This window comes from Geobacillus sp. B4113_201601 (assembly GCF_001587475.1).
Classification (GTDB): Bacteria; Bacillota; Bacilli; order Bacillales; family Anoxybacillaceae; genus Geobacillus; species Geobacillus icigianus.
Genome location: NZ_LQYX01000097.1, coordinates 1 through 390, shown reverse-complemented (window position 1 = coordinate 390; position 390 = coordinate 1). Strand labels below are relative to the sequence as shown.

At 41.3% G+C, this 390-nt stretch carries 1 pseudogene; it reads left to right on the top strand.

The features are described 5' to 3' along the window. Window positions 1-149: pseudogene (locus B4113_RS20675) on the top strand (IS701 family transposase); the annotation flags it as partial. Window positions 150-390 lie beyond the last annotated feature (241 nt).

The following is a 390-nucleotide window of genomic DNA, read 5'->3' as shown; positions in this document are numbered from 1 at the left end:
ACAGCATCGCCGAATCTCAGCAAGACCTCTCTTCCGGCCTGGAGCTTCTTCGGTCTCGGAAAGGGCACAGCGTCGTTGAGTTCATCTATGACGCCGCAAAGCAAGATATTCCCATTGATGTGATCAAAAAACAGCTCCATGTCGCCTAAGGGGTCCCCTGTTTGTCTCTTAGGGCATGGAAATTATTGTAATGAAAAATGCTCATCTACAGTTTCTTTATTATTTTCATCATATGAACTACCTGAATCTACTTGACTACCTTTACTGGATCCATTAGATGATGCATCACCATTATTATATGAAGATTTACCATCCTGTAGATGAGCAAATTTGCTAACATAAATTGACAGCTAAACAAAAAAGGAGACATGAACCCAGCTCCTTGAGTAA